The 24760-nt window shown below is 71.0% G+C and carries 23 protein-coding genes and 2 tRNA genes; 13 read left to right on the top strand and 12 right to left on the bottom strand.

What is annotated here, in order from left to right; genetic code table 11:
* Positions 1-66: 66 nt before the first annotated feature.
* From ACIRVK_RS07335 to ACIRVK_RS07325, 3 genes are all read left to right on the top strand, one after another.
* Positions 67-378, top strand: a complete 312-nt coding sequence (locus ACIRVK_RS07335) for a DUF6412 domain-containing protein (protein ID WP_404244445.1) — start codon at positions 67-69, stop codon at positions 376-378.
* 78 nt (positions 379-456) lie between these two features.
* Positions 457-1179, top strand: coding sequence for a YidC/Oxa1 family membrane protein insertase (locus ACIRVK_RS07330; protein WP_404244444.1), 723 nt, complete (start codon positions 457-459; stop codon positions 1177-1179).
* Between the two features lie 120 nt (positions 1180-1299).
* Positions 1300-2157 carry a fumarylacetoacetate hydrolase family protein gene (locus tag ACIRVK_RS07325; RefSeq protein ID WP_404244443.1) on the top strand — a complete coding sequence of 286 codons (858 nt, stop codon included), beginning with the start codon at positions 1300-1302 and terminating at the stop codon, positions 2155-2157.
* Between the two features lie 24 nt (positions 2158-2181).
* Here the strand turns inward: ACIRVK_RS07325 and ACIRVK_RS07320 are convergent, their stop codons facing one another.
* Together ACIRVK_RS07320 and ACIRVK_RS07315 are read right to left on the bottom strand one after the other, a co-directional pair.
* The gene (locus tag ACIRVK_RS07320; RefSeq protein ID WP_404244442.1) at positions 2182-2688 is read right to left on the bottom strand and encodes a heme-degrading domain-containing protein; all 507 of its coding nucleotides are present in this window, start codon (positions 2686-2688) and stop codon (positions 2182-2184) included.
* The gene (locus ACIRVK_RS07315) at positions 2685-3779 is read right to left on the bottom strand and encodes a Gfo/Idh/MocA family oxidoreductase (RefSeq protein ID WP_404244441.1); all 1095 of its coding nucleotides are present in this window, start codon (positions 3777-3779) and stop codon (positions 2685-2687) included. The genes ACIRVK_RS07320 and ACIRVK_RS07315 overlap by 4 nt, the downstream gene beginning before the upstream one ends.
* Here ACIRVK_RS07315 and ACIRVK_RS07310 point away from each other — a divergent pair.
* The 5 genes from ACIRVK_RS07310 to ACIRVK_RS07290 all read left to right on the top strand — a co-directional run bounded on the left by ACIRVK_RS07310 (position 3778) and on the right by ACIRVK_RS07290 (position 7980).
* Positions 3778-4977: an ROK family protein gene (locus tag ACIRVK_RS07310; RefSeq protein WP_404244440.1), complete on the top strand. Its 1200-nt coding sequence runs from the start codon at positions 3778-3780 to the stop codon at positions 4975-4977. The genes ACIRVK_RS07315 and ACIRVK_RS07310 overlap by 2 nt on opposite strands.
* An 87-nt stretch (positions 4978-5064) precedes the next feature.
* Complete coding sequence (locus tag ACIRVK_RS07305; protein WP_404244439.1) at positions 5065-5808, top strand: hypothetical protein; 744 nt, start codon at positions 5065-5067, stop codon at positions 5806-5808.
* A 94-nt stretch (positions 5809-5902) separates the two neighbouring features.
* On the top strand, positions 5903-6682 hold the full coding sequence (locus tag ACIRVK_RS07300) for an HAD-IIA family hydrolase (protein WP_404244438.1): 780 nt from the start codon (positions 5903-5905) through the stop codon (positions 6680-6682).
* Between the two features lie 93 nt (positions 6683-6775).
* Positions 6776-7312, top strand: a complete 537-nt coding sequence (locus ACIRVK_RS07295; RefSeq protein ID WP_404244437.1) for a hypothetical protein — start codon at positions 6776-6778, stop codon at positions 7310-7312.
* 2 nt (positions 7313-7314) lie between these two features.
* Entirely contained in the window at positions 7315-7980 is a 666-nt protein-coding gene (locus ACIRVK_RS07290) for a class F sortase (RefSeq protein WP_404244436.1), read from the top strand.
* 275 nt (positions 7981-8255) lie between these two features.
* On the opposite strand, the gene ACIRVK_RS07285 is transcribed toward ACIRVK_RS07290, so the two are convergent.
* Positions 8256-9020, bottom strand: coding sequence for an ANTAR domain-containing protein (locus ACIRVK_RS07285; RefSeq protein WP_404244435.1), 765 nt, complete (start codon positions 9018-9020; stop codon positions 8256-8258).
* A 154-nt stretch (positions 9021-9174) separates the two neighbouring features.
* On the opposite strand from ACIRVK_RS07285, the gene ACIRVK_RS07280 reads away from it, so the two are divergent.
* A complete protein-coding gene (locus ACIRVK_RS07280) occupies positions 9175-10182 on the top strand; it encodes a glycoside hydrolase family 6 protein (protein ID WP_404244434.1) in 1008 nt (335 codons plus the stop codon).
* A 90-nt stretch (positions 10183-10272) separates the two neighbouring features.
* On the opposite strand, the gene ACIRVK_RS07275 is transcribed toward ACIRVK_RS07280, so the two are convergent.
* The 3 genes from ACIRVK_RS07275 to ACIRVK_RS07265 all read right to left on the bottom strand — a co-directional run bounded on the left by ACIRVK_RS07275 (position 10273) and on the right by ACIRVK_RS07265 (position 15135).
* Entirely contained in the window at positions 10273-12210 is a 1938-nt protein-coding gene (locus ACIRVK_RS07275; protein ID WP_404244433.1) for a galactose oxidase-like domain-containing protein, read from the bottom strand.
* Positions 12207-14234: a glycosyltransferase family 2 protein gene (locus tag ACIRVK_RS07270; protein ID WP_404244432.1), complete on the bottom strand. Its 2028-nt coding sequence runs from the start codon at positions 14232-14234 to the stop codon at positions 12207-12209. The genes ACIRVK_RS07275 and ACIRVK_RS07270 overlap by 4 nt, the downstream gene beginning before the upstream one ends.
* A gap of 827 nt (positions 14235-15061) precedes the next feature.
* Positions 15062-15135, bottom strand: a tRNA-Lys gene (locus tag ACIRVK_RS07265).
* Positions 15136-15318: 183 nt separating this feature from the next.
* Between ACIRVK_RS07265 and ACIRVK_RS07260 the strand changes: the two genes are divergently transcribed.
* The 4 genes from ACIRVK_RS07260 to ACIRVK_RS07245 all read left to right on the top strand — a co-directional run bounded on the left by ACIRVK_RS07260 (position 15319) and on the right by ACIRVK_RS07245 (position 20126).
* Entirely contained in the window at positions 15319-16677 is a 1359-nt protein-coding gene (locus tag ACIRVK_RS07260; RefSeq protein WP_404244431.1) for a peptidoglycan-binding protein, read from the top strand.
* A 63-nt stretch (positions 16678-16740) separates the two neighbouring features.
* Positions 16741-17886, top strand: a complete 1146-nt coding sequence (locus tag ACIRVK_RS07255; protein ID WP_404244430.1) for an SPFH domain-containing protein — start codon at positions 16741-16743, stop codon at positions 17884-17886.
* A gap of 106 nt (positions 17887-17992) precedes the next feature.
* A complete protein-coding gene (locus tag ACIRVK_RS07250) occupies positions 17993-18466 on the top strand; it encodes a DUF3592 domain-containing protein (RefSeq protein ID WP_404244429.1) in 474 nt (157 codons plus the stop codon).
* 40 nt (positions 18467-18506) lie between these two features.
* Positions 18507-20126 carry a long-chain-fatty-acid--CoA ligase gene (locus ACIRVK_RS07245; RefSeq protein ID WP_404244428.1) on the top strand — a complete coding sequence of 540 codons (1620 nt, stop codon included), beginning with the start codon at positions 18507-18509 and terminating at the stop codon, positions 20124-20126.
* Between the two features lie 282 nt (positions 20127-20408).
* Here ACIRVK_RS07245 and ACIRVK_RS07240 read toward each other — a convergent pair.
* From ACIRVK_RS07240 to ehuB, 6 genes are all read right to left on the bottom strand, one after another.
* Positions 20409-20482, bottom strand: a tRNA-Lys gene (locus ACIRVK_RS07240).
* 97 nt (positions 20483-20579) lie between these two features.
* Positions 20580-21332 (bottom strand): IclR family transcriptional regulator, encoded by a 753-nt coding sequence (locus ACIRVK_RS07235; RefSeq protein ID WP_404244427.1) that lies wholly within the window; start codon positions 21330-21332, stop codon positions 20580-20582.
* A gap of 299 nt (positions 21333-21631) precedes the next feature.
* Entirely contained in the window at positions 21632-22408 is a 777-nt protein-coding gene (gene ehuA / locus ACIRVK_RS07230; protein ID WP_404244576.1) for an ectoine/hydroxyectoine ABC transporter ATP-binding protein EhuA, read from the bottom strand.
* A 10-nt stretch (positions 22409-22418) separates the two neighbouring features.
* The gene (gene ehuD, locus ACIRVK_RS07225) at positions 22419-23069 is read right to left on the bottom strand and encodes an ectoine/hydroxyectoine ABC transporter permease subunit EhuD (protein WP_404244425.1); all 651 of its coding nucleotides are present in this window, start codon (positions 23067-23069) and stop codon (positions 22419-22421) included.
* On the bottom strand, positions 23066-23788 hold the full coding sequence (gene ehuC, locus ACIRVK_RS07220; protein WP_404244424.1) for an ectoine/hydroxyectoine ABC transporter permease subunit EhuC: 723 nt from the start codon (positions 23786-23788) through the stop codon (positions 23066-23068). Before ehuC ends, ehuD begins: the two co-directional genes overlap by 4 nt.
* Entirely contained in the window at positions 23788-24717 is a 930-nt protein-coding gene (gene ehuB / locus ACIRVK_RS07215; RefSeq protein ID WP_404244423.1) for an ectoine/hydroxyectoine ABC transporter substrate-binding protein EhuB, read from the bottom strand. The genes ehuC and ehuB overlap by 1 nt, the downstream gene beginning before the upstream one ends.
* Positions 24718-24760 lie beyond the last annotated feature (43 nt).

The raw sequence follows: 24760 nt of genomic DNA, 5'->3' as shown, positions 1-24760 counted from the left end.
GTGCGGAACCGGCGTAGCGGTTCCGGACGTTCCTACAGCGAGTCCAGGAGGAGGGGGAAGCGGGTCATGGTCCGCAGCCGCGTGTCCGCGCGCCCCGCTGCCGTACTCCTGCTGCTGCTCCTCCACCTCGCGCTGCTCGACACGGGCACGATTACCGCCACCGTCGCGCTCGCCGCCACCGCCGCGGCCGGCGCCGCCCTCGCCGCCTGTGCGCTCCTCGCCGCGCGGTGCGCGCCCGCGGTGCCGCCGACCCGGGTGCGTACGGCGATCCGCGACCGTGCCCGGCGTACGGCCTTCCTGCCGCAACGCGATCCCGACGCCCGGGGACGCCCCCGGCCCCGAGCCCCCGGACGACACCTTCCGACGACCGCCGCGTAGGGACACCGCCCAGGTGACCCCGCGCGGTCGTCATGCCGACGTCACCTCACCCAGGCATGACCCTCGGAGGGTTCACCCATGTCCGTCTTCACCGTCTTCGCCGACCTGGTCGGCCAACTCGCCGACCTGCTCCATCCGCTGTTCGGTGCCACCGCCGCAGCCGCCGCGATCGTCCTGTTCACCGCTCTGGTACGCCTGCTCGTGCACCCCCTGTCCCGGGCGGCGGCGCGCGGGCAGCGGGCCCGGACCGCCCTGCGGCCGAGGATCGCCGAGCTGCGCGTGAAGCACGCCAAGGATCCCGAGAGGCTGCGGGCGGCGGTGCTGGAGCTGCACGCGCGGGAGAAGGTGTCGCCGCTGTCCGGATGTCTGCCGGGGCTGCTGCAACTGCCCGCGTTCTTCCTGCTGTACCACCTCTTCTCCAGCCCCACGATCGGCGGCGGGAGCAACGGGCTGCTCGCCCACCGGCTGTTCGCGGCGCCGCTCGGCGGGCGGTGGGCGGACGCGTTGAGCGCGGGCGGAGTGGTCGGGGGCGCCGGGCTGGTGTACCTCGGACTGTTCGTGGTCGTCGCCGTCGTCGCCACGTTCACCTACCGTCGCACCTTGCGGACGATGGCCACGAGCAGCCCTCTGCCGGCCGGCGACGGGGAGCAGGTGCCGGGGCTCGGGGCCGTCACCAAGGCCATGCCGTTCCTGTCCTTCTTCACGCTCGTCACCGTGGCGGTGGTGCCGCTGGCCGCCGCGCTCTACGTGGTGACCAGCACGACATGGAGTGCCGTGGAGCGAGTCGTGTTGTACCGGTGAGGCTACGGTCCAGTACCTGAACCGGGTCTTGCCTACCGGACGTGGAGCTTGGAGGATCGACCAGTCCTCCGATGGCTGCACCCGTCGGTCGGACGCCTGCGATCGAGGGAGACTGTGACCATGAAGCTGATGCGTGTCGGGACGGCCGGAGTGGAGAAGCCCGCGCTGCTGGGGGACGACGGAAGCCTGCGGGATCTGTCGGGTGTCGTCGGTGACATCGACGGCGCGCTGCTCGCCGACGAGACGGCGCTCGACCGGATCCGGGCGGCCGCCGACTCCGGTGAGCTGCCCCGACTGGACGCGACCGGACTGCGGATCGGGCCGCCGCTCGCGCGGATCGGCAAGATCGTGTGCATCGGGCTGAACTACCACGACCACGCACGCGAGACCGGGGCCGAGCCGCCCGCCGAGCCCGTCGTCTTCTTCAAGGCCGCGGACACCGTGGTCGGACCGAACGACACGGTGCTGGTTCCCCGCGCGTCGGTGAAGACCGACTGGGAGGTGGAGCTGGCGGTGGTCATCGGGCGTACGGCCCGGTATCTGGAGTCGGCGGAGGACGGGCTCGCGCATGTCGCCGGGTACGCGGTGGCGCACGACGTGTCCGAGCGGGAGTTCCAGATCGAGCGGGGCGGGACCTGGGACAAGGGCAAGAACTGCGAGACGTTCAACCCGCTCGGGCCGTGGCTGGTGACTGCGGACGAGGTGCCCGACCCGCAGGACCTGTCGCTGAAGCTCTGGGTCAACGGCGAGCTCAAGCAGGACGGGACCACCGCCGAGCAGATCTTCCCGGTGGGCGAAGTGGTGCGCTACGTCAGCCAGTTCATGACCCTGTACCCCGGAGACGTCATCAACACCGGCACGCCGGCCGGAGTCGCGATGGGGCATCCCGAGCCGAAGCCGTACCTGCGGGCCGGGGACGTGGTCGAGCTGGAGATCTCGGGGCTGGGGCGGCAGCGTCAGGAGTTCAAGGACGCCTAGCCGCCGTCCAACCCCTGCCCCGTCTCAGTCCCGCTTCAAGAACTCCTCCAGTGCCTCGACCACCATCCGGTGGTCCTGGAGCTGTGGCAGACCGCTCACCGTCACCGAGCCGATCACGCCGACGCCCTCGACGGTGATCGGGAAGGAGCCGCCGTGGGCCGCGTACTCGTCGGGGTCGAGGCGGGAGGAGTCCTCGAAGGTGGTGCCCTTCGCGCGGAAACGGGCGCCGACCAGGTAGGAGGCGGAGCCGTAACGTTCGACGACCCGGCGCTTGCGGGTGATCCAGGCGTCGTTGTCGGGGGTGGAGCCGGGCAGGGCGGCATGGAAGAGCTGCTGGCCGGCGCGGTGGATGTCGATGGCGACCGGCGCCTGGCGCTCCCGGGCGAGTTCGACGAGCAGGGAGCCGAGGGCCCAGGCGTCCTCGTGGGTGAAACGGCTGAAGACCAGGCGCCGTTCCTGGGCCTCCAGTTCCTCCAGCGGCGGAGTGATCTCCGGGTGGAACTTCGGGGTCAGCTCGGTGTTGTGCGTCACAGCTTCACCACCACTCCGTCGCGGGCCGAACGGCGGGCCGCCTCGAGCACGTCGAGGGCGGCGGCCGCCTCCAGAGCGGTCACCGGATTGGCACCGCCGTCCCTGAGGGCCCTGGTCACGGCCGCATAGTACGCGGGATAGTCGCCGGGCAGGGTCGGTACGGGAGCGCCGCCGCCGGTCGCCGGGGACTCCCCGGAGCCGATCCGGCCCCACCCCGACTCGGGCTCGCGTCCCCAGTCCTCGCCCGGCCGCTCGCCCTCGCGCAGGGCCGCCTCCTGGGGGTCGAGGCCGTACTTCACGTACCCGGCCTTCGAGCCCAGCACCCGGAAGCGCGGGCCCAGTTGGGCGGCGGTCGCGGAGACGTGGAGGTGGGAGCGGACGCCGTTCGCGTGGGTGAGGGCGATGAAGGTGTCGTCGTCGGCCTCGGCGCCGGGGCGGCGGACGTCCGACTCGGCGTAGACGCCGGTGACGGGGCCGAACAGGGTCAGGGCCTGGTCGACGACGTGGCTGCCGAGGTCGTACAGGAGACCTCCGATCTCTGCCGGGTCGCCGGACTCGCGCCAGCCGCCCTTCGGCTGCGGCCGCCACCGCTCGAAACGGGACTCGAAGCGCCACACGTCACCCAACTCGCCCTCGGCGAGGAGGCGTCGGAGGGTCAGGAAGTCGTTGTCCCAGCGGCGGTTCTGGAAGACGGACAGGAGGAGGCCGCGCTCGTCGGCGAGGGCGGCGAGTTCGCGGGCCTCGGCCGCGGTGCCGGCGACCGGCTTGTCGACGACGACCGGGAGACCGGCCTCGAGGGCGGTGGTGGCCAGCGGCACGTGCGTCCGGTTCGGCGACGCGACGACGATCAGGTCCAGCTCGGCGGACCGCTCGAACAGCTCGTCGGGGCTCGTCGCGATCCGCGCGCCCGGGTGCTCGGCGCGGGCCTGGGCCTGCCGCTCGGGGTTCGAGGTGACCACCGTGTCGAGAGCGAGGCCCTCGGTGGCGGCGATCAGGGGGGCGTGGAAGACGGAGCCCGCGAGGCCGTAGCCGACCAGGCCGACGCGGAGCGGGGTGGTGGCGGAGGGGGCGCCGAGGGGTGTGCCAGTCATGGTCCCACTTTCGCAACGCTGTTGCCAAAGTGCAAGCGCGGGGGAGAATGGGACCGTGGAGCGGACGGTTGCGGTGGCAGAGGTGACAGCGGTAACGGCGAGGGCAGGGCGGCCGGGAGCAGCCGCCGGGGTGAACCTGCCGGCCCTGCGCACGCACAACACCGCGCTCGTCCTGGACCTGCTGCGGACCGCCGGCCCGGACGGCATCAGCCGGCTCGAGCTCGCCGAGCGCACGGGGCTGACCCCGCAGGCCGTCAGCAAGATCACCGCCCGGCTGCGGGGTGACGGGCTCGCGACGGAGGCGGGGCGGCGGGCGTCGACGGGCGGCAAACCACGCACGGTCCTACGGCTGGTGCCCGGGGCGGCCCACGCGGTGGGCGTGCACCTGGACCGGGACGGACTGCGGGTGGTGCTCGTCGACCTGACCGGGGACGTGGTGGGGGAGCGGCGCGCCCCTCTGGACCTCGGGGCGGGCGCCGAGGCCGTGGTGCGGACGGTCGCCCGGGAGGTGGAGGGGATCACGGGCCATGGGTCCCGGCCCGTCAGCCCTTCCCTGCTCGGCGTGGGCGTCGCCCTGCCCGGCCCCCTCGACCACACCCGCGGTGTCCTGCACCGTCTCACCGGGTTCCCCGAGTGGGACGGGTTCCCCCTGCGGGACGCGCTGGCCGAGCGGCTCGGGATGCCGGTCGTCGTCGACAAGGACACCAACGCCGCCGCGCTGGGACTCGCGGTCGCCGGGGAGCGCGGCTCCTTCGCCTATCTGCACCTCGGTACGGGCCTCGGCGCCGGGCTGGTGATCGGCGGCACCGTCCACCGCGGTGCCCGCACCGGCGCCGGCGAGTTCGGGCACCAGGTGATCCAGCTCGACGGGCCCCCGTGCGACTGCGGCGACCGGGGGTGCGTCGAGGCGCTGTGCCTGGCCGCCGTGGCCCGCGGAGACCTGGCCGAGGCGGCCCGCGTCCTGGGCACCGGTGCCGGGAACCTGGTCGCGCTGCTCGACGTGGACCTCGTGCTGCTGGGCGGCCGTACCGTCGCCACCGCCCCCGAGACCTTCGTACGGGGCGTCGCCGCCGTCCTCGACGAGCGGGCCCGGCGCTCGGGCGCCGAAGCGGTTCTGGTGCGGGCCGCCTTCGGCGAGGTGGCCGAAGGCGCGGCGCAGTTGCTGCTGGCACCGCTGTTCGGACGGGCCGACGGCTGAGGGACCCGCGCGTGCGCTGATCGAGGGGACTTGACGGGCGGCCCGGAGCGGCGACCGCCGTCCCCCGCCCGCACCCGGCATGGTCATGTGTTCATGCGACTGCACACGCCCCTGTCCCTCTGCCTCGCCGCAGCCGCCCTCCTCCCCGCGGCGACCCCGGCGTCCGCCGCCCCCGCGCCCACCTGCTCGACAGGCGACCGCTTCCCCCTCACCTCCCGCATCCACGGCGGCCCCGACGCCTACCGGGCGGGCGACGGTTACGGCACCTGGTACCTGGACCTCACCAACACCACCACCCGTACCTGCGCCGCCATCCACCCGGTCGTCGTGCTGGTCGACGCCAAGCGGGCACTGAAGCCGTCCCAGGTCCACCTGGAGTTCTCCGACGGGCGGCCCGGCGGCCGTCCGCATCCCGTCCCGTTCGTGCACACCGACGAGGACGAGCTCGTCGGCCCCTTCGACGACGGCTTCCCGGGCTTCACCGTCGGCCCCCACCGGACGGTCAGCGTCACGGTCCGCCTCGCGTTCGCCCGGGACGCCGTGCCGAACGAGGTCACCGCCAACGCGGCCGTCGTCCAGCGGCACCAGGACGACGGCGACTGGGTGGGGCAGTCCGACGACTACCACTTCCGCGTCGAGGACGGCCCCGAGGCCGCCACTCCCGACGCGTCCTCCGCCTCACCCGGCGGCATCGAGGACCTGCCCTTCGCCGACGAACTCGCCCGCACCGGCCTCGGCACCCTGGGCGGACTCCTGGCCGCCGCCGCTGCCGCGATCCTTGTGGCGGGCGGTGCCGTGCTGCTGTTGCGCAGGCCGGGAAGGCGGCGCTGAAAACCGGCCGTTCCGCAAGATCCGGCCAGTGTTTAGGCTGGGGTCCCACGCAGCACCCGCACCGCGTACGGGCGTACGGCAGGAGATCCCGCACATGGCAGAACGCAGGCCCATCGAGTCGTGGCTCACCGACATGGACGGTGTGCTCATCCACGAGGGCGTACCGATCCCCGGCGCCGACGCCTTCCTGAAGAAGCTGCGCGAGTCCGGTCGGCCCTTCCTGGTGTTGACCAACAACTCCATCTACACCCCGCGTGACCTGCACGCCCGCCTCAGGCGCATGGGCCTGGACGTGCCGGTCGAGTCCATCTGGACCTCGGCGCTCGCGACCGCCCAGTTCCTGGACGACCAGCGGCCGGGCGGCTCGGCGTACGTCATCGGCGAGGCCGGCCTGACCACCGCCCTGCACGACATCGGGTACATCCTGACCGACCACGAGCCCGACTACGTGGTCCTCGGGGAGACCCGCACGTACTCGTTCGAGGCGATGACCAAGGCCGTACGGCTCATCCAGGACGGCGCCCGCTTCATCGCCACCAACCCCGACGAGACCGGCCCCTCCGCCGAGGGGCCGCTGCCCGCCACGGGCGCCGTCGCCGCGCTGATCACCAAGGCGACCGGCAAGAAGCCCTACTTCGCGGGCAAGCCCAACCCGCTGATGATGCGCACCGGGCTCAACGCGATCGGCGCCCACTCCGAGACCAGCGCGATGATCGGCGACCGCATGGACACCGACGTGCTGGCCGGCATGGAGGCGGGGATGCAGACGTTCCTCGTGCTCACCGGGCTGACCCGGCCCGAGCAGGTCGAGGACTTCCCCTACCGGCCGTCGAAGGTCGTGGACTCGATCGCGGATCTCGTCGACCGGGTCTGAAACCCGTCACCACCCGTTCGGAGCAGTGCGGGCCCCGCTGCGGATGCGGGGTCCGGCCGTCCGGGGGACCCTCCACATGTCTGGAGGTTCACGATGGGTTCAGCAAGGATCACTCTCTGTGCGGCGGCCCTCGCAGTCGTCGCCTTCGCCCCGACGGCGTACGCGCAGGACGGGGGCGTCTGGGTCAACCCGGCCACGCCGGTTCCCGGCAGCGATGTCGCGCTGCGGGTCAGCGGCTGTGCGGAGAAGACCGCCACGGCCGTCTCGGCGGCCTTCGTCGCGGACGCCCGGCTGTCCGTGGCGGACGGCGCGCTGGTCGGCGAGACCCGCGTCCGCTCGTCCCTCACCGTGGGCACCTACGACGTGACGGTCACCTGCGGCACCTCCCGGCGCACGAGCACGCTCACCGTCGGCCAGGACACGGCCCGGCCCAGCGCCCCCGCCAATGTCCCCGCTTCTCCCGTGGCCCCCGTCCACGCCGGTGGCGGCGGTACCGCGCGCCTGTCCTCCTCGGGCGTCCGCGCGGCCGGGCCCGGTACGGCGCACGCGGTGACGGGGCTGGTGCTCGCGGGTGTGGCGGCGGCCGCGGTGGCCGTGCTCGGCGGGCGCCGGAGACGCGGAACGGGTTGACCATGTCCGATCACGAGCGTTCCGCCGGTTCCGGTCGCCTGGTGACGGGCATGGCCTGGGTGGTGTTGCTGCTCGGGCTGTGGCTGTGGGGACGGCAGGTGACCGACATACGGCAGGGGATATCCGCCCCGACCACCGGCGACATGGCGGCGGTCGGCCGGCCACCGGATATGGAACTCCCGCCCGCGGCACGGCCGTTGGGCGGAGCATCGCCGCAACGCCTGGACATTCCCGACCTCGGTGTGCAGGCGCCGGTCGTGGCGCGCGGCCTGGACGGGCAAGGGGCGATCGATCCGCCGCCCTTCGACCAGGCGGGCGTGGTGGGCTGGTACGCCGCCGGGGTGAAACCCGGGGCGGCCGGCACCGCCCTGATGGTCGGGCACGTCGACACCGAGACCCGCCCCGCCGTCTTCTACAAGCTCAGCTCGCTGCGGCCCGGCGAGCGGATCCGCGTGGTCCGGGACGACGGCAAGGTCGCCGACTTCACCGTCGACGACATCAGGGTCCTCCCGCGGGACCGCTTCGACGCCCGGCAAGCCTACGGCCAGCGGGAGTCGGGACGGGCCGAACTGCGGCTGATCACCTGCGGCGGCAGCTTCGACCGGGCGAGCCGCAGCTACACGGCGAACGTGGTCGTCTCGGCGTACCTCACCGGAACGGGACGGTGACAGCGGGGGAGAGGGCGCCGGCCGCACCCGGCCCGGTCGGCGACCCGCTCCCCCGGAAGCCGCCGACCGGGCTGGTCCTCGACCGCGCGCGCACGGGCTGCGGGAGTAACCCGGCGCCGGCGCGGGAGGTTCGGGAGGACGCGGTGGTGTAGTCCGGCCGGGGGCTGGGGCCGTTTGAGAAGACGATAGAACGGATGAGCGCCAGAGCCTAGGGGGCGTCTCACGCCAGGTCCCCCTTCGGTGGCTCTGCGTCATACACACTGGTGCCGACACCGCTACGGGCGGTCCAGGGGCCCTCCCGGCGGCCGGGCGCGCAACTCCTCGTCCCCGAGGGTCCGTTCGACGACGCCCCGCGCCACCTGGTCCAGCGGCAGCCGCCGCCGGCGCGCGTACTGCCGCAGCGCACCGAACGCGGCGTCGGCCCCGGTGCCCCAGCGCTCGGCGAGCATCCCCTTCGCCTGCTCGATGCGCACCCTGCTGGACAGCGCCTGCTGCAACTGGCCCGCCAGCGTGCGGTACTCGTCGTGGGTGCGGTGGTTGTGCAGCCCGACGGCCGTCGCGTCGGCGAGGGCCTGAGCCACCGGAAGCTGCGCCTCGACACCGTCCGGCAGGGTCGGCACGAACACGTTGAGCGCGCCGAGCAGTGTCTCGCGGCGGCGCAGCGGGACGGCGTACGTCCCCGCGATGTCGTGCCTCAGCGCCAGCTCGGTGAAGTCCGGCCAGCGGGCGGCCGCGTGGGCGACCCGGATCGAGACGGGCGGCACCGGCCTGCCCGTGCCGTAGCTCTCCAGGCACGGGCCGCCGCCGTGCTGGGCGTTGAGCAGGTCGAGCGCCACCGCCTCCTGTCGGCTGCTGCCCGCCAGGGACACCGCCCGGCCGGCCTCGACGAGCATGATCCCGGCGGCCCGCGCGTCGAGCAGCTCCACACAGCGGTCGGCGACGCGCCGCAGGTGGTGCGGCGTCTCGAAGCCGTCGGCGAGGGTGTCGGCCGCCTCCACCAGTGCCGTCGCCAGCCGGAGTTCCCGGTCGGTGTCGTGCATGCGCGCACACTCCCCTTTCCCGAGCCCGCCTCCCGTTCCCCTCCCACCATCCGTGGTGTAACAGCTCGCCGACAAGGCGCGGGCGATCTCGTGGGCGGCTCGGGTCGTATGTCACGATTGACCCCTTGGACCGGTGCACCCAAGGGGGAGTTGGATGTACGGCAGCAGGGGGGCGCGGGCAGGCGCGGTCGTGCTGGGGGCGGCACTGCTGGTCGCGGGGTGCTCCTCCTCGGGCGGCGGCGGCAAGGACGACAAGGCGGGCGCGGCGACGATCACCCAACAGCCCAGCCAGAGCGACCCTTTCTGGGTCAACCCGGACAGCAACGCGGCCCGGCAGGTGAAGGCGTACGCGAAGTCCGGCAAGGCCCCCGACGCCGAGCGGATCCGCAAGATCGCCGAGCAGCCGACCGGCGAGTGGATCGGCCCGGAGAACCCCGAGCAGGAGGCCCAGGGCTTCACCGAGGCCGCCGACAAGGCGGGCCGCACCGCCCTGCTCGTCCTCTACAACGTCCCGCACCGTGACTGCGGCCAGTACTCCCAGGGCGGCGCCTCGGACGGCAACGCCTACCGCGCCTGGATCGACGCGGTGGCCTCCGGCATCGCGGACCGCTCGGCGATGGTCGTCCTCGAACCGGACGCCGTCCTGCACCTGGTGGACGGCTGCACCCCGGGCCAGTTCCAGGAGGAGCGCTACAGCCTGCTCAACTACGCCATCGGCAAGCTGAAGTCCCTGAAGTCCACCAAGGTCTACCTCGACGCGGGCAACGCCGGCTGGGGCCACCCCGACCAGATCTTCCAGCCCCTCCAGCGCGCGGGCATCGCCCAGGCCGACGGCTTCGCCGTCAACGTCTCCAACTTCTACTCCACCCAGGACTCCATCGCCTACGGCAAGCAGCTCTCCGCCAGGGTGGGCGGCAAACACTTCGTCATCGACACCAGCCGCAACGGCAACGGCCCCTACACCGCCGGCAACCCGAACGAACGCTGGTGCAACCCACCGGGCCGGGCACTGGGGGAGACGCCGACGACGAAGACGGCGGATCCCTCGGTGGACGCGTACCTGTGGGTGAAGCGGCCGGGGGAGTCGGACGGGACGTGCAAGGGGGGCCCGAAGGCAGGCGATTGGTGGCCGACCTACGCTCTGAAGCTTGCGGGAGGATGAGGTCTTTTCAGGGGCGCGGGGCTGTGACATGTGCGGCTTCCGCCGCGTGGGCGCGACAAGCCACAGCCCACCCGCACCCGCCCGACGAGCTTAGGGAACCCTCACCCATTGCGCTTCACTGGGCGTCCCTTGATCATCGTCCACGAACAGCATGTACCACCCGGACGTCACCAGATTCCGATTCTCCGGCACCGTCACCGTGATCTTGTCCCCGGACCTCTTGAAGTCCAGCGCGATCGACCGCTGGTCGACGTCCGTGACGTGCGTCGACGCGCTCGGCCGGATCAGCCGCACCTTCTTGATCGCGGACGCCTGCGGAGACGTGAACGTCCCCGTGCCGCCCCGCGCGATGGTCTGTGGGCCACCGGACAGCGACGGCCGTGAGTCCCGGTACAGATACGGCGGCGTGTAGATCTCGATCCGCTGCTCGAACTTGCCCGGCTTGGTGTTCGCCTTGTCGCCGTACAGCGAGTCCGACCCGAAGAACATGATCCGCCCGTCGGGCAGCAGGATCGACCCGGAGTGGTAGTTCCGCCCGACCAGCGGATCCGCCACCTGTTGGAAGGTGTTGGTGTCCGGGTGGTAGATCCGCGCCTGGAGGATGTTGGAGTCGCTGCGCCCCCGGTAGTCCTCCGAGCCGCCGGACACCAGCACCGTGTCGTCCGGCAGGATCGAGGACTGCGGATAGCGCGTGCCCTTCTCCAGCGTCGGCCCGTCCACGAAGTGCGGGCTCTTGTCCTTCAGGTCGATCAGCCGGGTCTTGTCGCTGGACAGCTTGGACTCGCCGACCCCGCCGCCGCCGATCACCATGAACTTCTCGTTCTGCGCGGGCGGCAGCAGCACCGTCCCGGACGTCTCCATCTTGTTGGCGTCGCTGAGGCCGGGCAGCTTGGTGAACCGGTTGGTGTCCACGTCCCAGACGCCCGGGTCCCGGCCGACGTTGTCCGGCCCGTACCCCGCGTTGGAGCCGGAGTAGAAGATCTTGCCGTTCTGCAGGAGGAACAGCGCCGGGTAGGTCGGGAACTGGCGGATCTGTTTCGTGTACGTCCATGTCTTGGTCGCCGGGTCGAAGATCTCGTTCTTGCCGGGCACCAGCTGGCCGATGTCGTCGAGCCCGGAGACACTGAGGATCTTGCCGTCGCTCAGGGTGGTGAGCGTCGGGTACCAGCGGGCCTCGTTCATCGGGTCGACCTTGATGTACTTCTCGGCGACCGGATCGAACTCGAAGGCGTCCCGGATGCCCTGGAAGTCCTTCTTGTCCAGTGCGAGCTTCTGCGCGATGCCGTAGGTGTTGCGCTCGTCGGCACCGGTCAGGCCCTGGATCGTGTAGTTGTCCTGGGTGCCGGTCTCGTACTTGGTGCCGCTGCGCCTCGCCTCGACGTAGATACGGCCGAGCCCGGGGTCGTTGCGCAGGAACTTGCCGGTCTTCGGGTCGAAGACCTTCTTCGCGCGCGGGACCAGCACCGGGTCCTTGGAGACGAACGTCTTGCCGTTCTCCTTGCCGGTGAACACCGTCCCCGCGGGCAGCGTCATCGGCTTGTCCGGGTTCTCGTTGTGCACCACCATCAGGCCGCCGGCCTTGGTGACGTCACCCTTCAGCTTCTCGTACCGCTTCGTCCCGCCCGCGATCAGCAGATTGCCGTTGGCGAGCTGCGTGTGGCCGGTGCAGAACAGGTCCTTCGGCGTCGGGATCTTCTTGATGGTGCCCTTGACCGGGTCCCAGATGCGGGTGTCGAACTTCTTCGCGTTGAAGTTGTCCTGGTTGTTGCCCGAGCCGGCGATCAGCAGCACCTTGCCGGTGCGCAGCAGCGCCGCGTGGATCGTGTCCTGGCGGTACTCCTTCGGGAACTCGATGATCTGCCAGTGCCCGTTGTCCCTTTTGTACTCGGGTCTGTTGATCGCGTACTGGTGGTATTTCGCGGTGCCGAAGCGGTAGACCCAGGGCCCGTTCATCCCGGCCAGCGCGAGTACCACCGCCGTCCCGATCGCGAACCGACGGGCGCGGCGGCGGCCTGCACGGTCGTTCATTCCTTGCGTCCCCCAAATCCACCGAGCGCGATCTGCATGGTCTGGTCGTCACCCGGACCCGAGCCCTCTGAGGCTCCTTGGCCTCCTTGGTTGCCCTGCGACGCGGCCCACTGGGCCTTCTGCCCCGTGCCGTGCCGCGGCGTCTGCCGCTGGGGCAGTGGCCGCGGCTGGTACGGCACGGAGGGCGGGGCGTCCTGCGGCTCAGCCGCCAGGGGCGGCTGCTTCTCCGCCTGCCGCACCTGGTAGCGCCAGGCGAAGATCGGCGAGGCGGTGATCAGCAGGGCGAAGGAGGCCCAGGTGATCATCGCGGGGTGCGAGTGCCCGAGCGTGAGACCGGCGGCGATCGAACCGCCGAAGACCAGGATGAAGAACAGGTGGATGCGGAAGGTCCCGAACAGCGTGTCCGGGCTGGCCGAGTCGCCCTTGGGCGTCACCACGAACTTCGACTTGCGGCGCAGTACGGCGTCCATCAGCGAGCGGGCGTAGATCGGCGCCGAGAGCGCCGACATCACCATGCCCGCGACACCGCCCGAACCCTCGGGCTCGTGCGGGGAGACGTTGTGGCGGCGGTTCCAGATGTAGAGGCCGATCTGCAGCGCGGACGCGTTGCCGTACAGCATCAGCCACACCGTCGGGTCGATGTTCACGCCCGAGGCGCCCAGGCCCAGGAACAGCGCGCAACTCAGTGCGGCCAAAATCCAGTTGAGGGCCGACATCGGGTAGAAGATGATCATCATCGTGTAGTTGAAGAGCTTGCCCGGAGGCAGTGAGAACCAGCCCTTCCAGTACTGCTTGAGGATCGTCTCGTACGTCCCCCGCGACCAGCGCATCTGCTGGGTGAAGAAGTCCGTCCAGGCGCCCGGCCCCTCACCGACCGCGAGCACGTCCGGGGTGTAGACCGACTTCCACTTCCGGCCGGTGGCCGGGTTGCGGTGCCGGTGGATCTCGAAGCCGGTCGCCATGTCCTCGGTGATCGAGTCGTACAGACCGCCGATCTGCTTCAGCGCGCTGATGCGTACGGCGTTCGAGGTGCCCACGAACATCGGGGAGCCGTAGAAGTTCCCGGCCCGCTGGATGAGGGCGTGGAAGAGGAACTGCTGGGACTCGGCCGCCTTGGTGATGGGGTTGTCGTAGTTGCCGTACACCTGCGGGCCGATGACGAAGCCGACGTCCGGGTCGCGGAAGAAGCCGAGCATCCGCTCCAGGTAGTTGGGCAGCGGGACGTGGTCGGTGTCGACCGAGGCGAAGTAGTCGTACTGGTCGCCGTGCGCCTGCAGCCAGGAGTTGTAGTTGCCGTGCTTCGTCTTCGCGCGGAACGGGCCCTTCTTCCGGTTCCACTGCTCGACGCCCTTGCGGGAGAAGTGGTGCACGCCCAGGCGCGCGCAGACCGCCTTCACCTCGTCGTCGTCGCCCTCGTCCAGCAGCCAGACGTGCAGCAGGCCCCGGTGGCGCAGCCGCACGGCCGCCTCCAGGGTCTTCGTCACCATCTCCAGCGGTTCCTTGCCGGGCACGTACGTCGTGATGAAGGCGACCCGGGTGCCGGTCTCCGGCACCACCGGGACCGGGTCGCGGGCGACCAGGGTGGCGTGCGCGTTGGACAGCACGTTCATGCAGCGGAAGAACTCGATCAGGCCGATCGAGACCAGCATCACGACGTCCAGCACCGGCAGGAAGGAGAAGGCGGGATAGTCGCGCTCGGTCCAGTGCTGCGGCTGCAGCAGCCAGGCCAGCAGGACCAGTGAGAGCAGCGGCGCGGCGCCCAGCATCAGGGCGGCCCGGATCCGGTGCGGCTCCTGCGAGAGCAGCGAGCGGTACTGCACCTTGTACGGCTTGTCCGGGTCCGGCTGCGTGAGCGGGCCGGCCAGCCTGCTGTAGTGCTCGTAGTCGTATCTGGGCAGGGTTTTCTTGATCCGCCGGAACTGGCCTGTGTGACCGGTGTGGCCGCTGTTGTGCGAAGGCACCCTCAGCTGCGTGGTTTCTGACGGGTCGAAGTTATGCCGGGCGCCCGTCGGCGTCGACGTCATGAGTCATCCCCCCACACGCGGACACCGCGTGTTGTGTCGGTTCTCCTCACACCTGTGGCTGGTCCCCCTAGACCTGCACAGGTGCGTCGTGGCGGGCCGCAATCGCCATGTTCTCCACACTTGGGACACGGCACGGCGGCCTTCCGGTTGCAGGACGCCCCCCTCGGCATCCGCTCGTGCACGGGGCCCCCTATCCCCGCAGATCCGGCAACCGCTTACTACTCCCCCAACTGCCGCGTATCAGCAGCATCTTGGACACAGGGTTCTATGGCGCTCACCATGATCGCAAGACACGAAACGCGCTGTTTACCGGTCATACGCGTTCATTGGGGTGCCTGTGGGGGTCTTGTGGACCTCTTGTGCACGGCAGGACGCGGGTATTCCGGACATGCTGCCGACCTCGTCCGAACGTGCCGACGGGCCCCTCGTTCGGGCGAGGGGGAGGATCCGGTACCGGGGGACGGCCGTCCGTCAACACCGAAGGTCCCCAGCGACTCCTGCGAGGGGCCTCGGCCGTCAATGGCGACGGCCCCCGCTACTCCTGCGAGGGGCCTTCGGTGTGCGTGTGCCGCCTGGGTCTCGAACCCCGGACCCTGGGAGAGGGCTCGCCGTCAATGGCGAAGGCCCCCCGCACTTCTGCGGAGGGCCTTCGGTGTGCGTGCGCCGCCAGGGACTCGAACCCCGGACCCGCTGATGCTGTGTCTCCCGGGGGGTAACCCCCGGACCCCCAGCCGGCCCTGTCGCGCCCGGGAGGATCCGGCTCCGGGGAGAGGGCTCGCCGTCAATGGCGAAGGCCCCCCGCGTGTGCGGAGGGCCTTCGGTGTGCGTGCGCCGCCAGGGACTCGAACCCCGGACCCGCTGATTAAGAGTCAGCTGCTCTAACCAACTGAGCTAGCGGCGCCTGCTGACGGCGTAACTCTACCGGACCCCGAGGGGTGCCCTCGACCACCTGTCGGGTCGGCCGGGGTGCGGACCGGGCCCGTACGTCATTCGGACCGTCAGAATGCGCGTCGGGAGGAGGGTTGGGAAACTGATCGACGTGCACGAGCGCGGTCATTTCCATCTTGAGCGTGAGGGGAATCGCATGGAGACTCCGGTCTTCGAGGAATTCGACCCGGCGAGCGACTGCGACTGCCCTGGATGCGCGTACTGGCGCCGTGTCCTTCCGCGCGCCCAGTCCTCGCCGGGGCCGCGGTCGGCCCGGTGCCGGCCCGCGCAGCGTGTCGTGATCGTCGCCGCGTCCGCCGCGTCCGCCACCCTCGGCACCGGTCACGCGGTGCCGGCGCTCGCGGCTCCGTACGTCTCCCCGGGACCCGGCGTTGCCGCAGGTGACGAGCCCCAGACCCCGCAGGGGGGCAGGGCCCCGCTGTACGGCCCGGGAGGCATGCCGGCCGACGCGCAGCACGCCGTACGGGTCCCCGCCATCACCCGCGCGGAGATCATCAACCGGGCCAAGACCTGGGTCGCCGCCAAGGTGCCGTACAGCATGGACGACTACTGGTCCGACGGTTACCGGCAGGACTGCTCGGGCTTTGTCTCGATGGCCTGGCGGCTGCCCGACAACGAATGGACCGGCAGCCTCGGCACGTACGGGATCCGCATTTCCAAGGAGGAACTGCAGCCCGGCGACATTCTGCTGTTCCACAATCCCGCCGACCCCGAGAAAGGCTCGCACGTCGTCCTTTTCGGCGGCTGGACGGACCACACCCACACCTCCTACGTCGCGTACGAGGAGACGCCCCCGAGCGCCCGCCGTCAGGCCACCCCGTACGCCTACTGGAGCCACTCGGACCAGTACGTCCCCTACCGGTACAAGGGGCTCGCGCCGGACACCGCGGGCGCGACCCCGAACTCCACGGACACGTCCGCCGCTCGGGGCGCGGCGACGGCGTTCCCGGGAGCGGCGTCCTTCGGTCCCGGCGCGGACAACGCCCACGTCACGCGGCTCGGGCAGCTGCTCGTCGCGCGCGGCGCCGCCCGCTTCTACTCCAGGGGCCCGGGGCCCCGCTGGTCCGACTCCGACCAGCGGGCCACCCGGGTCTTCCAGCTCGCCCAGGGCTGGACGGGCGCCGACGCCGACGGGCTGCCGGGACCGCGGACCTGGAACCTGCTGGTCACCGGGAAGGGGAAGGACATCCCGGCGGCTGGGACCGGCGGGGCGGCCGGAACGACCGTTTCGCCCGGAGTTCCGGCGTCCCACGGGGTCGCCGGGTATCCCGGGCGCGGGCTGTTCCGGCCCGGGGCCGTCAACAAGTACGTCACCCTGCTCGGCGAGCAGCTGGTGAAGAAAGGGTTCGGCACGTACTACACGTCCGGTCCCGGTCCGCGCTGGAGCGAGGCGGACCGCCGTAACGTCGAGGCCTTCCAGCGCAGCCAGGGCTGGCGGGGCGGCGCGGCGAACGGGTATCCGGGGCCGGAGACCTGGCGGCGGCTGTTCTCGTAGCCGGCCACGGCTTCGACCACCCCATCTGTCATGACGCATCTGGCGCGGAGGCTGGAGGCACGCATGAGTACGACGACCACATCACCGACACCCGAGTCCGAGGGACCGCCCAGAGCGGGCCGGCTCATCCACAACGAGTCGACCATGGAGATCCCCGTCCACCTGCTGTTCCGCGACGACCCTGACCCGGAGCCGGTGCCGGCCTCACCGGTGGTCGTGGGGCGCCGGCAGGACACCGGCGAGCAGCCGTTCCTGCCGCTCCGGGACGGCAGGGAAGCGCCGCGCTTCCGGCGGCCGGTGGCGGCGAAGGCCCGGCCGGCGGTGCGGGTCGACCCGGAGCTGGTCGAGCGGCCGGCCAGGGTGCTGCCCGGAGTCGCGGGGGTCCTGGCCGGGGTGTGCGGGATGGCGGGGTGCGTCGCGAACTCCTGGTGGGCCGGGGTGCTGCCACCGCTCGCGGTGCACGCCCTGCGGCTGCCGGGGGACGCGGGGGCGGGGCTCGGGCCCGTGCAGTGGGCCGGGTACGCGGGCGCCGGTGCCCTCGGGCTGTTCGGGTTCGGCGGGCTGGCCCGCGGCCGCACCGGGCGGGCCTGGGTGCTCGGACTGTTCGGGCGCTACCGGGGGACGGTCCGGCGCACCGGCCTGATGTGGGTCAACCCGCTGCTGCTGCGCCGCCGGGTCGACGTACGGCTGCGGCACTGGCGCAGCGAGCCGATGCAGGCGGCGGACGGCAACGGGGTCGCGCTCAGGGTGGTCGTGCTGGTGGTGTGGCGGGTGCGGGACACCGCGAGGGCCGTGCTGGGCGTGGAGGACCACGAGACGTATCTGCGCGAGTGCGTGGAGGCGGCCCTCGCCCAGGTGCCGGTGGAGCCGCCGGGCGGGGCGCGGGGGTCGGTGGAGGCGGCCGGGGACGCGCTGACCCGGCTGGTCGCGGCGGACGCGGCGCCGGTCGGGCTCGAGGTCTTCTCCGTGCGGCCGGTCCGGGTGGAGTACGCGCCCGAGGTGGCCGCGGCGATGCACCGCCGCCGGATCGCCGCGCTGGACGCCCAGCAGCGGGCGGGCATGCTCGCGTCGGTCGTGGACTCGGTGGAGGACACGGTGACCCGGCTGACCGTGCGGGGGCTGGTGGAACTCGACGACTACGAGCGCAAGGCGCTGGTGAAGGACCTGACGGTGGCGTTCTGCGCGGGGCGGGGCGAACAAGGGCCGTGACCGGCGTCACGTTCTGAGGTTTCCTTGAGCCCGGCGCGCGGCCGGCGTGGGTAGGGTCCTGCCACGCCAGCCGGACGAGGCCGGCGGACCGACCTCGGGGGATCGTATGGAAGCCTTCTTCTACCTCGTGCCCGGCCTCATGATCGCCTTCGCGCTCATCGCCCTGATCAGCGTCCTGAGGCGTGCCTGGCATCTCAGCAGCGCCTGGAACGGCGGACTCACCGCCGAGGCGCGGTGCCTGAACACGTACACGACGACCAGAGGGGGCGGGGACACCTCCGTCAGGACGACCCTGCACCACGTGTACGAGTTCGTCACCCGTGAGGGCCGTCCGGTCCGGTTCGAGGAGGGAGGCGGGCCGCGGACGATCGTGACGGGTGACATCGTCACGGTGCATTACCTGGCCGAGCACCCGGAGCGGGCCACGGCGAAGCCGCCGACGCCGGGGCGGCTCATAGCCGAGCAGGGGTGCCTGCTGGCGTTCTTCGGCGTGTTCATCGGGTTCTGTGTCATGTTCATGGTTACGGTGCACGCGGGCTTCGGCTTCATGCGCGACGTCACGCACGTGGTCATGCCGTGAGGCTCCCCATCTGACGGTCCGTCAACTACCGTGCGGCTCCATGGACTCCAGGAGGCGCACGGTCGCGGAGCTGGTGGCCGAGCGGTGGGGTGACCACCGTCCGGGGCTGTGGTTCGAGGAGCAGGTGCTCACCCATCACGAGGTGGCCGCCGGCGCCGCGGCCCGAGCGGCCCTGCTGGCCGACCTCCTGCCGGCCGGTGCCGAGCCGCATGTGGGGGTGCTGCTCGACAACACCCCCGAGTACCCCCTGTGGCTGAGCGCGGCAGCCCTCGCGGGAGCCGCCGTCGCCGGCATCAACCCCACCCGGCGCGGCCCCGAACTGGCCCGGGACATCCTGCACACCGAGTGCCGCGTCCTGGTCACCGGGCGCTCCCACCTCCCGCTCCTGGCGGACCTCGAACTCCCCGGCGTACGCCTGCTGTTGACCGACACCGAGGAGTACGCCGACCTCCTCGCGCCGTACGCGGGCGCTGAGCCGGACGCCTCCCGGGCCCGGCCCGCCGACCGGCTGCTGCTGTACTTCACCTCGGGCTCGACCGGCGCCCCCAAGGCGGCGATCTGCAGCCAGGGCCGGCTGGCGGCCGCCGGAGCCTCCCTGGTCGGGCAGTTCGGGGTGCGGCGCGAGGACCTGCACTACATCTGCATGCCGATGTTCCACGGCAACGCGGTGATCGCCGACTGGGCGCCCGCGCTGGCCGCCGGAGCGGGGGTGGCGCTGCGGCGGCGGTTCTCGGCGTCCGGGTTCCTGACGGACGTACGGAGGTTCGGGGCGACGTATTTCACCTACGTGGGACGGGCGGTGCAGTACATCCTGGCAACGCCGGAGCGTGCCGACGACCGGGACAACCCGCTGCGGCTCGGTTTCGGCACCGAGGCGGGGGCGGTGGACGCGGCGGCCTTCGAGCGGCGGTTCGGGGTGCGGCTGGTGGAGGGGTACGGCTCCTCGGAGGGCGGGGCGGCGATCCAGTGGTCGCCGGGGACGCCTGCCGGGGCGGTGGGGAGGGCGGCGCCCGGTCTCGTCGTGCTCGATCCGGAGACGGGGCGGGAGTGCCGGCCGGCGGTGTTCGACGCGGCCGGGCAGTTGGTCAACGGGGACGAGGCGATAGGGGAGCTGGTCAACCGCGGACCGAACCCCTTCGAGGGGTACTGGCGCAACGCGGCGGCGGAGGCCGAGCGGCGCCGGGACGGTGCGTACTGGACCGGCGACCTCTTCTACCGGGACGGCGACGGCTACCTCTACTTCGCCGGCCGCACGGACGACCGGCTCCGCGTCGACAGCGAGAACCTGGCCGCCGCGATGATCGAGAACATCCTCGCCCGCTACGAGGGCGCGGACGCGGTAGCCGTCTACGCCGTGCCGGACCCGGTGACCGGGGACCAGGTGATGGCGACGATCGCCGGGCGCTTCGAGCCGGCGGAATTCGCCGGGTTCCTGGACGCCCAGCCGGATCTCGGGACGAAGATGGCACCCCGGTTCGTGCGGGTGGTGGACCGGATGCCGGTCACAGCGACGAACAAGATCCACCGTGCCCGGCTGCGGAAGGAGGGGGTCCACTGCGACGATCCGGTGTGGTGGCGCCCACCGGGCGAACGGACGTACCGACGGCTGACACCGGGGGACGCCGAAGGGGCCCTGGCGTCCACGAGAGACCTCGCCTGAGGGGGTGGGGGTGTGGGTGGCGAAGCCCCCACAACGCGCGGCGCAGCCGCGCAGAAACGACGATGGTGAGGCCGTTCGCGCTGTCCGCGAACACGCCTCGCCATCGACATCGTGCGCCGCCAGGGGCTCGAACCCCGGACCCGCTGATGCTGTGTCTCCCGGGGGGTAACCCCCAGGCCCCCAGCCGGCCCTGTCGCGCCCGGGAGGATCCGGCTCTGGGGAGAGGGCTCGCCGTCAATGGCGAAGGCCCCCCGCTACTGCTGCGAGGGGCCATGCCGTCTGTGCGCCGCCAGGGACTCGAACCCCGGACCCGCTGATTAAGAGTCAGCTGCTCTAACCAACTGAGCTAGCGGCGCATGACTCACGCCTGCCGTTCGATCTGTGTCGAGCGGCTGGCGACGAAGAAAATACTACCTGGTCCGTGGGGGTGCTCGTGACCACCCCCGGGTCTCTTCAGATGGCCAGCGAGAGCAGGACCGGGGCCGCGTTCCGGTTCAGGGCCTCGGCGGCGCGGCGCAGGCGGTGGGCGTCCTGGACGGGCAGGGACAGGGCCAGACAGCCGACCGTGGAGCCGGCGGTGATCGGTACGGCCGCGCAGACCGTGCCGATCGCGTACTCCTGGAGGTCGAGGTGGGGCACCGACGGCGGCTGGGACTCCAGGCGGTGCAGCAGGAGCTTGTCGCTGGTGATGGTGCGCGAGGTGAGGCGCGCCATCTTGTGCCGGGAGAGATGGTCGCGGCGGCCGTTGCTGTCGAGCTGGCCGAGCAGGCTCTTGCCGATCGCGGTGGCGTGGGCGGAGTAGCGGAAGTCGACCCATTCGTGGACGACGGGGGTCGTGGGCCCGTCGGCGTACTGGGACACCTTCACCTCGCCGTCGACGTACCGGCTCAGGTACACCGCCGCGCCCACCGAGTCGCGCAGCCGGTCCAGGGTGCGCTGGAGCTTGTCGCGCAGCGCCTGCTCGTGGCTCTCGGCGGAGCTCAGGCGGGTCAGGGCGTCGCCGGTGATGTAGGCGCCATCGGTGATCTGCTCGACGTAGCCCTCGCGGCGCAGCATCCTCAGGAGGGTGGTCAGCCGCTCCGGGGTGAGGCCGGTGAGCCTGGCGAGTTCGACGTCGGTGATTCCGGTGGTGTGCCGGGCCACTGTCTCCAGGACGCGCAGGGCGTCCTGGGCCGAGTGGTACGGCGCGGTCGGCTCGATCCTCATGACAGCTCACCTCGCAGTGATGTGTCGGGTGCGAGCAGGATCGGCCGGGGGTCCGGGGGGTGTCCCCCGGGCGAATACAGCAGCGCCACGGTTTCCCCCTGCGCTCGCTACTACTGGGCCGCAATCCGGTCAGCGAATCACTACCACGATAACGGCCAAGGGCCTTGTCGGGAGCGGTTGTTGGCGAGATTCCGGCGCACGGGTACGGCTCTCAACAGGGGCGCAGGCACTCTGACATATGCCAAAGACATGACCCGCGCCCCGGACCTCGGAGGTTGAACCGCGTTCAACTTTCCACGTCAGAGCACAGCGCTCAGAAATTCCCGGGTACGGTCCTGCTCCGGCTCGCTGAAGATCTTCTCCGGCGGCCCCGACTCGATGACCCGTCCGGAGTCGAACATCAGCACCTGGTCGGAGATGTCCCTGGCGAAATTCATCTCGTGGGTCACGCACAGCATCGTGATGTCGGTGGTGCGGGCGATGTCCCGCAGCACGTCCAGGACGCCGGCGACCAGTTCCGGGTCGAGCGCCGAGGTCACCTCGTCGAGGAGCAGCACCTGCGGACGCATGGCCAGCGCGCGGGCGATCGCCACACGCTGCTGCTGGCCGCCGGAGAGCTGGGTCGGGCGGGAGCCGGCCTTGTCGGCGAGGCCCACCAGGTCGAGCAGCTCGCGGGCCCGCTGCTCCGCCTCGTCCCGGGACATGCCGAGGACGGTGACGGGCGCCTCGGTGACGTTGCGCAGCACGCTCATGTTCGGGAACAGGTTGAACTGCTGGAAGACCATCCCGATCTTCTTGCGGACCTCGCGGACCTCCTTCTCGGGCGCCGGGAACAGCTGCCGGCCGTCGACGGTGATGGTGCCCTCGTCGGGCTTGGTCAGCGTCATCAGCAGCCGCAGGATCGTCGTCTTGCCGGAGCCGGAGGGGCCGATCAGCGTGACGTGCTTGCCGGAGTCGACGGAGAAGTCCAGCCGGTCCAGGACCGTGTTGTCGCCGAACCGCTTGGTGACCTGTTCGAGCCGGATCAGCTCGCTGCCGTCCACCGGCGGGTTCGCGTGGGCGTCGGGTTCGTTCATCAGGGGGGCGTCAGTGGACAAGGCGTCGCTCCAGAGCTCGCAGAAGAAGGGAGGCCAGATAGGAAATGACGATGAAGGCCACGCCGATCACCGTGAGGGGCTCGGTGAACTGGAAGTGCTGCTGGGAGAAGAGCCGGGCCTGGCCGAGCATCTCCAGCACGGTGATCGCCATCAGCATCGGCGTGTCCTTGAGCATCGCGATGACGTAGTTGCCGAGCGCCGGCACCACGCGGCGGATCGCCTGCGGCAGGATCACCACCTGCCAGGTCCGCAGCCGGGGCAGGTTCAGCGCCGTCGCGGCCTCCCACTGGCCGGCCGGCACGCCCTCGATGCCGGCGCGGTAGACCTGCATGGTGTATGTCGAGTAGTGCAGGCCGATGCCGATGACGCCGGTGGTCAGCGCGGACATCGTCAGTCCCCACTCGGGCATCACGTAGAAGAGGAAGAACAGCTGCACCAGCAGCGGGGTGTTGCGCACGAACTCGGTGACGACGCCGACCGGCCAGCGCACCCAGCGGCTCGGCGTCCGCATCAGCAGCGCCCACACCAGGCCCAGCGCGAACGCGATCAGCGAGCCGAGCGCGAGGGCCTGCAGGGTGACGAGCACGCCGTCCCAGAAGTGCGGCATGAAGTCGCTCACGGCGTTCCAGTCCCAGTTCACCGGGAACCACCTCCCACACCGGCGCCGACGCCGGCGCCCACGGGCTCAGGAGCCGTCACCTTGCGCTCGGGAGCCCTGCCGACACCGGTCTTCAGCTTCTTCTCCAGGCCGCGCATGACCCGGGTGAGCAGGAACGCGATCACGAAGTAGATCAGCAGCACGTACGTGTAGATCTCCGCGCTCTGCTGCAGCGCGAGCCGCACCAGGTTGGCGCTGAACGTCAGGTCGCCCATGCCCATGACCGACACCAGCGCGGTGCCCTTGAGCAGTTCGATGAGCAGGTTGGAGAACGGCGGGATCATCTCCGGTACCGCCTGCGGCAGCAGGATCAGCCGCAGCCGCTGCCAGGGCGTGAAGCTGAGCGCAATCCCGCCCTCCTGCTGCGCCGGGTCGACCGCGCTCAGCGCGCCGCGCACGATCTCCGAGCCGTACGCGCCGTAGGTCAGCCCGAGCGCCAGCGTGCCCGCCCACATCGGCACCAGTTGCCAGCCGAAGGCCGGGGGCAGCACGAAGAACACCCAGAAGATCATCACCAGGGCAGAGGTCCCGCGGAACACCTCGGTGTAGAAGCCCGCGAGGAAGCGGACGATCCACAGCCGGTGGGTGCGCGCGACACCGACGACGAAGGAGACGGCGGCCGCCAGCAGGCTGCTGAGGACCAGCAGCTGGACGGTGGTCCAGACACCCTTGAGGACGAGTTCCCAGAGTCCGGTGGTCATCAGCTCGCTCCGCTCTTCCCGCCGCCGCACAGCTGCTTCGCGGTCAGATCGGTCATCTCGTCCCGGGTGAAGCCGAAGGGGCGCAGGATCCGGAACAGCTCGCCGCTCTTCTTCAGCCGGCGCAGCTCGACGTTGAAGGCGTCCCGCAGCCGGGTCTCGGTCTGCCGGAACGCGAAGGCGCCGCCGTCGACGTGCGGCTTGCCGCCGACCAGGGGTGCGAAGGCCTGGGTGGCCTCCGCCTTGCTCGACTTCTTCACCACTTCCCGGGCGGTGAGCGCCGTACCGGCGAAGACGTCGACGCGCCCCGCCTCCACGGCGTTCAGTCCGGCGACCTGGTCCGGCACGATGAGGATGTCGCTCTGCTTGTATCCGGCCTCGACGGCGTACTGGATCTCCGCATATCCGGTGCCGGTGGCGAACTTCGCCTTCTTGGCGACGACGTCCTTGTAGTTGTGAAGACCTTTTGGATTTCCCTTGCGGACGATGAAGGAATCGAGCATCTGATAGTCGGGGTCCGCGAAGATCACTTGCTGGCAGCGTTCCGGGTTGACGTACATACCGGCCGCCACGACGTCGAACTGCTGGGAATTCAGGCCCGGAATCAGCGAACCGAACTCCGTCGGCACGGGCTGCACCTTGTCGATGCCGAGCCGTTTGAATATGACCTTGGCCAACTCGGGTGCCTCACCGGTCAACTGACCGTTCTTGTCGATGTACCCGAACGGGATCTCACCGGCGATCCCCAGCCGTACGACACCGGCGGCACGGAGGCGTTCGAGCAGGTCACCGCCCGCGACGGTGGACGCTGTGGCCACGCGGCTGCACCCCGCGGCCCCCAGCGCACCGAGCGCCGCCACCCCCGCGAGCAGCGATCGGCGTGTGGTCCCGGGTGTGTCTCTGTCGTTTGCGTACCCAAAAGGTGGAGCCATGGCGGCGCGGCTACCCGAAGGCATGCGATGTATGCACCATGGA

The organism is Streptomyces sp. NPDC101152, from assembly GCF_044768275.1.
GTDB lineage: Bacteria > Actinomycetota > Actinomycetes > Streptomycetales > Streptomycetaceae > Streptomyces.
This window is presented reverse-complemented; position numbering and strand designations above follow the sequence as displayed.

Bases quoted from the DNA above. Each gene is read 5' to 3' on its own strand.
- ACIRVK_RS07335 (WP_404244445.1), top strand. From the start codon at position 67: ATGGTCCGCAGCCGCGTGTCCGCGCGCCCCGCTGCCGTACTCCTGCTG.
- ACIRVK_RS07330 (WP_404244444.1), top strand. From the start codon at position 457: ATGTCCGTCTTCACCGTCTTCGCCGACCTGGTCGGCCAACTCGCCGAC.
- ACIRVK_RS07325 (WP_404244443.1), top strand. From the start codon at position 1,300: ATGAAGCTGATGCGTGTCGGGACGGCCGGAGTGGAGAAGCCCGCGCTG.
- ACIRVK_RS07310 (WP_404244440.1), top strand. From the start codon at position 3,778: ATGGTCCCACTTTCGCAACGCTGTTGCCAAAGTGCAAGCGCGGGGGAG.
- ACIRVK_RS07315 (WP_404244441.1), bottom strand. From the start codon at position 3,779: ATGACTGGCACACCCCTCGGCGCCCCCTCCGCCACCACCCCGCTCCGC.
- ACIRVK_RS07300 (WP_404244438.1), top strand. From the start codon at position 5,903: ATGGCAGAACGCAGGCCCATCGAGTCGTGGCTCACCGACATGGACGGT.
- ACIRVK_RS07295 (WP_404244437.1), top strand. From the start codon at position 6,776: ATGGGTTCAGCAAGGATCACTCTCTGTGCGGCGGCCCTCGCAGTCGTC.
- ACIRVK_RS07290 (WP_404244436.1), top strand. From the start codon at position 7,315: ATGTCCGATCACGAGCGTTCCGCCGGTTCCGGTCGCCTGGTGACGGGC.
- ACIRVK_RS07285 (WP_404244435.1), bottom strand. From the start codon at position 9,020: ATGCACGACACCGACCGGGAACTCCGGCTGGCGACGGCACTGGTGGAG.
- ACIRVK_RS07280 (WP_404244434.1), top strand. From the start codon at position 9,175: ATGTACGGCAGCAGGGGGGCGCGGGCAGGCGCGGTCGTGCTGGGGGCG.
- ACIRVK_RS07275 (WP_404244433.1), bottom strand. From the start codon at position 12,210: ATGAACGACCGTGCAGGCCGCCGCCGCGCCCGTCGGTTCGCGATCGGG.
- ACIRVK_RS07270 (WP_404244432.1), bottom strand. From the start codon at position 14,234: ATGACGTCGACGCCGACGGGCGCCCGGCATAACTTCGACCCGTCAGAA.
- ACIRVK_RS07260 (WP_404244431.1), top strand. From the start codon at position 15,319: ATGGAGACTCCGGTCTTCGAGGAATTCGACCCGGCGAGCGACTGCGAC.
- ACIRVK_RS07255 (WP_404244430.1), top strand. From the start codon at position 16,741: ATGAGTACGACGACCACATCACCGACACCCGAGTCCGAGGGACCGCCC.
- ACIRVK_RS07250 (WP_404244429.1), top strand. From the start codon at position 17,993: ATGGAAGCCTTCTTCTACCTCGTGCCCGGCCTCATGATCGCCTTCGCG.
- ACIRVK_RS07245 (WP_404244428.1), top strand. From the start codon at position 18,507: ATGGACTCCAGGAGGCGCACGGTCGCGGAGCTGGTGGCCGAGCGGTGG.
- ACIRVK_RS07235 (WP_404244427.1), bottom strand. From the start codon at position 21,332: ATGAGGATCGAGCCGACCGCGCCGTACCACTCGGCCCAGGACGCCCTG.
- ehuA (WP_404244576.1), bottom strand. From the start codon at position 22,408: ATGAACGAACCCGACGCCCACGCGAACCCGCCGGTGGACGGCAGCGAG.
- ehuC (WP_404244424.1), bottom strand. From the start codon at position 23,788: ATGACCACCGGACTCTGGGAACTCGTCCTCAAGGGTGTCTGGACCACC.
- ehuB (WP_404244423.1), bottom strand. From the start codon at position 24,717: ATGGCTCCACCTTTTGGGTACGCAAACGACAGAGACACACCCGGGACC.